General features: G+C 69.9%; 3 protein-coding genes and 1 pseudogene. 2 read left to right on the forward strand and 2 right to left on the reverse strand.

The genetic code is table 11. From position 1 onward, the window contains the following. Window positions 1–182 (reverse strand): annotated as a pseudogene (locus tag FXN61_RS48060) (hypothetical protein); the annotation flags it as partial. A 235-nt stretch (window positions 183–417) separates the two neighbouring features. Then, window positions 418–1,356: a helix-turn-helix transcriptional regulator gene (locus FXN61_RS48065; RefSeq protein ID WP_167980432.1), complete on the reverse strand. Its 939-nt coding sequence runs from the start codon at window positions 1,354–1,356 to the stop codon at window positions 418–420. Window positions 1,357–1,399: 43 nt separating this feature from the next. On the opposite strand from FXN61_RS48065, the gene FXN61_RS48070 reads away from it, so the two are divergent. Both FXN61_RS48070 and FXN61_RS48075 read left to right on the forward strand, forming a co-directional pair. After that, the gene (locus tag FXN61_RS48070) at window positions 1,400–2,476 is read left to right on the forward strand and encodes an epoxide hydrolase family protein (protein ID WP_167980433.1); all 1,077 of its coding nucleotides are present in this window, start codon (window positions 1,400–1,402) and stop codon (window positions 2,474–2,476) included. Window positions 2,477–2,524: 48 nt separating this feature from the next. Further along, a partial coding sequence (locus FXN61_RS48075; RefSeq protein ID WP_167980434.1) for an AfsR/SARP family transcriptional regulator occupies window positions 2,525–3,736 on the forward strand: 1,212 nt, incomplete at its 3' end.

Genomic DNA, 3,736 nt, shown 5'->3' on the forward strand with positions numbered 1-3,736 from the left:
CTGGGCGGCGGCGTGCGCGGCTTTCGACGGCGGCCCGTGGAGTCACCGACGCCGTCTGCCACGACGAAGGTGCGGCGGCCGTTCGTGGCATACGCATCGGCGTTGTGCGTGCGCGGTCCACGGTCCGACGCGTAGGTCACGGTTAGCGCGGTGCCCAGTGGCATGGTGCGATCGATCAGCATGGCGGACCTCCCTGACCTCCACTAAGCCCTGGTGGGCCTGTGTCCTGGGTCTCGTCCGATGAGAGTCGCGCCTGAGGTGGTTCCTGGCGGCGCGGGCGGACGAGCCGCATACCGGTGTTGTATGTGGCTCGTCCGCCCGTGCCCCCAGGGGCCGCCTCAGCCCCGACTATCGCGGACATGGACCCAGGACACAGGCCCGCGCTTGGAGTCTGCTGTCAGGAGCCTGAGAAAAGCTCTAGAGTTTCGCCGCCCGGCGAAACCGGTCCGCCGCTCGGACCAGTGCGACGGACAGCTCGGGCGGTGAGACGACCTCGAACTCGACGGTGATGCTCGCGAGCATGAACACCACGTCGTCCATGGTCTCTCCCCCGACCCGCACGTGGCACGACGTTTCGTCCACAGCCAAAACCTCGCCGTAGCTGCGCCACTCCACGGCCTGCGAGGCGGGCACGCTCAGTCGCACCAAGCCCTGCACGGGCCACCGGTCGGCCACCCGTGCGGCCACGAACGCACCCGCGTCACCGCCCGGGATCTCACGAGGTGTGAACCGCGCGCCGAACGGCGTCCGCACGCTCATCCGATCGAGCCGAAATGTCCGCCAGTCGCCGCGCAGTACGTCCCACGCGACCAGGTACCAGCGCCGGCCCCACGTCACCAGCCGGTGCGGCTCGGCCTCACGAAGAGACTCCTCGCCCGAGTGGCCGACGTAGGAGAACCGGATCCGCTGGCGGTCGCGGCAGGCCGTGCCGACCAGCGTGAGCAACGAAGCGTCCACAGAAGGCGCGGACCCGGTGTGCGGCACGGTGGCGATCTCCAGAGCGGCCACCCGGTGCCGCAGCGCGGACGGCAGCACCTGCTCGACCTTCAGCAACGCCCGCACGGCCGTCTCGCCGATGTTCTCGATGCCGCTCGCGGTCCGCAGCCCGACCGCCACGGCCACCGCCTCGTCGTCGTCCAGCAGCAGCGGTGGCAGCCGGGCGCCCGAACCGAGCCGGTAGCCGCCACCGGACGTGCCCATCGACGCGTGCACCGGGTAGTCGAGCTCCCGGAGCTTGTCGATGTCACGCCGGACCGTGCGGGCGGTGACGCCCAACCTGTCGGCGAGCTCCGAGCCGGACCACTCACGGCGCGACTGCAGCAGACCGAGCAACTTCAGCAACCGGGCAGAAGACACTGTAGGACCATATCTGTCCTACAGTCGCCATAGCGTCGTACTCATGAAGCCGTTCGAGATCAACATTCCTCAGGCAGACATCGACGACCTGCACCGCCGCCTCGACCAGACCCGCTGGCCCGACTCCCCTCAGGGCGCGAGCTGGGCCCAGGGCACACCGAAGGAGCACCTCCAGGAACTGGCGAACCACTGGCGGAACTTCGACTGGCGGGAGAAGGAGCGGCGGCTCAACAAGTTCCCGCAGTTCCTCACCGAGATCGACGGCGCGCAGCTGCACTTCATCCACGTCCGCAGCACCAACGAGCACGCCGAACCGTTGCTGCTCACGCACGGCTGGCCCGCGACGTGCTTCGCGTTCGAGGAGATGATCGAGCCGCTGAGCCGCGACTTCCACCTGGTGATCCCGTCGGCGCCCGGTTTCGGGTTCTCCGGTCCCACCAAGGAACTCGGCTGGAACATCCCCCGCGTCGCGAACATGGTCGCCGAGCTGATGCGACGCCTGGGCTACGACCGGTACGTCGCGCACGGCTACGACTTCGGCGCCATGCTCACCCGCCACCTCGGGATGCGGGACGAGGTGCGGGCGATCCACGTCAACCAGATCTTCTCCGCCGGTGTCACGGCCGACACCGCCGACATGGAGGTCGAGGCCGAGCGGAAGTCCGTGGAGAAGATGCTCAAGTACGACGTCGAGCAGTTCGGGTACGCGTCGATCCAGAGCACCCGGCCGCAGTCGATCGCCTACGCGCTCACCGACTCACCGGTCGCGCAGCTGGAGTGGATCGAGTGGGCGTTCCACACGTGGAGCGACCCGGAGATCGGGGTACCCCTGGACGCGCTGCTGACCGACGTGTCGATCTTCTGGTTCACCCGGACCGCGGGCTCGTCGGCGCGCTACTACCAGGAGGGGGACGAGACGTGGGGCGAGCTGGAGCCCGACTCGCCGACGCCGACGTCGGTGGCGGTGTTCCCGCACGACGCGGGCGTGCCGATCCGGCGGATGGCCGAGCGCAACCACAACATCGTGCGGTGGACGGAGATGCCGCACGGCGGGCACTTCGCCGCGATGGAGGTGCCGGAGCTCATGGTCCAAGAACTGCGAGAAGCGTTCCTTTTGTAAGGGTGACGTGATCGTCACGGTATCCGTGGAACGACTACGGTGATCACCGTGCGGTTCACGGTCTTCGGCGGGGTCTCGGCGCGGGTCGGCGGCCGCACGATCGAGTTCGGTCCGACGCGGCTGGGTGCACTGCTCGGCGTCCTCCTCGTCGACGCGGGCCAGGTGGTCAGCGCCGACGACCTCGTCGAACGGGTCCTGGGCGACGCGCCGCCGCCTCGCGCCCGCGCCATGATGCAGACCTGGCTGACGCGGCTGCGGCAGACGTTGCCGGGCCTGATCGAGCGCGACAGCAACGGATACGTGGTGCGCGTCGATCCGCTGGAGATCGACCTGCACCTGTTCCGGCACCTGGTGCGAACCGGAAGGACCGCCGAGGCGCTGACCCTCGCCGGGGAAGACCTCCTGTCCACACTGGACACTCCGTGGGCCGGGCAGCGGCGCGCGGACTTCGCGGACGAGCTGCTCGCCGCACGACTCGACCACGTCGACGCGCGGCTCAGCCAGGGCGAGCACACGAAACTGGTGCCCGAACTGCAGGTCCTCGCCGCCGAACGCCCGCTGGACGAACGGATCGCCGCCCAGCTGATCGAGGCGCTGCACGGCAGCGGCCGCGCCTCCGAAGCGGTCCAGCACTTCGACCTGGTCAAGGCCCGGCTCGCGGACGAGCTGGGCGCCGAACCGTCACGGCACCTGTCGACCCTGCACCGGCGTCTGCAAGCCGCCTCGGCGCCACGGCAGCTGCCGGCCCCGCCCAAGTCGTTCACCGGCAGGGCGCTGGAGCTGGCGGAGCTGGACCAGGCACCGAACGGCGTCGTGGTGATCACCGGCACCGGCGGGGTCGGGAAGACCTCTCTCGCCGTGCACTGGGCGCACCGGGCCGCGGAACGGTTCCCGGACGGCCAGCTCTACGTGAACCTGCACGGGTTCGGGCCGAGCGGCGCGGCGGTGAGTCCCGGTGACGCGCTGCTGAGGTTCCTGTCGGCACTCGACGTGCCGCGGGCCACGGTGCCGCACGACCTGGCCGGGCAGTCGGCGTTGCTGCGGGACGCGCTGGCGGACAAGCGGGTGCTGATGCTGCTCGACAACGCCACGGACGCCGACCAGATCGAGCCGCTGCTGCCGCGCACGCCGAACACCCACGTGGTGATCACCAGCCGGATGTCGCTCACACCCGCGCACGCGCACGCGTTGCCGTTGGGACTGCTGCCGCCCGACGACGCCCGCGAGCTGCTGGCCGCCAGGATCGGCCACGACCGCGCG

The sequence above is a fragment of the Lentzea indica genome (genome assembly GCF_012184385.1).
In the GTDB taxonomy this organism is placed as follows: domain Bacteria; phylum Actinomycetota; class Actinomycetes; order Mycobacteriales; family Pseudonocardiaceae; genus Lentzea; species Lentzea indica.

Excerpts from the sequence above, each read along its gene's own strand:
- FXN61_RS48070 (WP_167980433.1), top strand. The coding sequence starts at position 1,400 with ATGAAGCCGTTCGAGATCAACATTCCTCAGGCAGACATCGACGACCTG.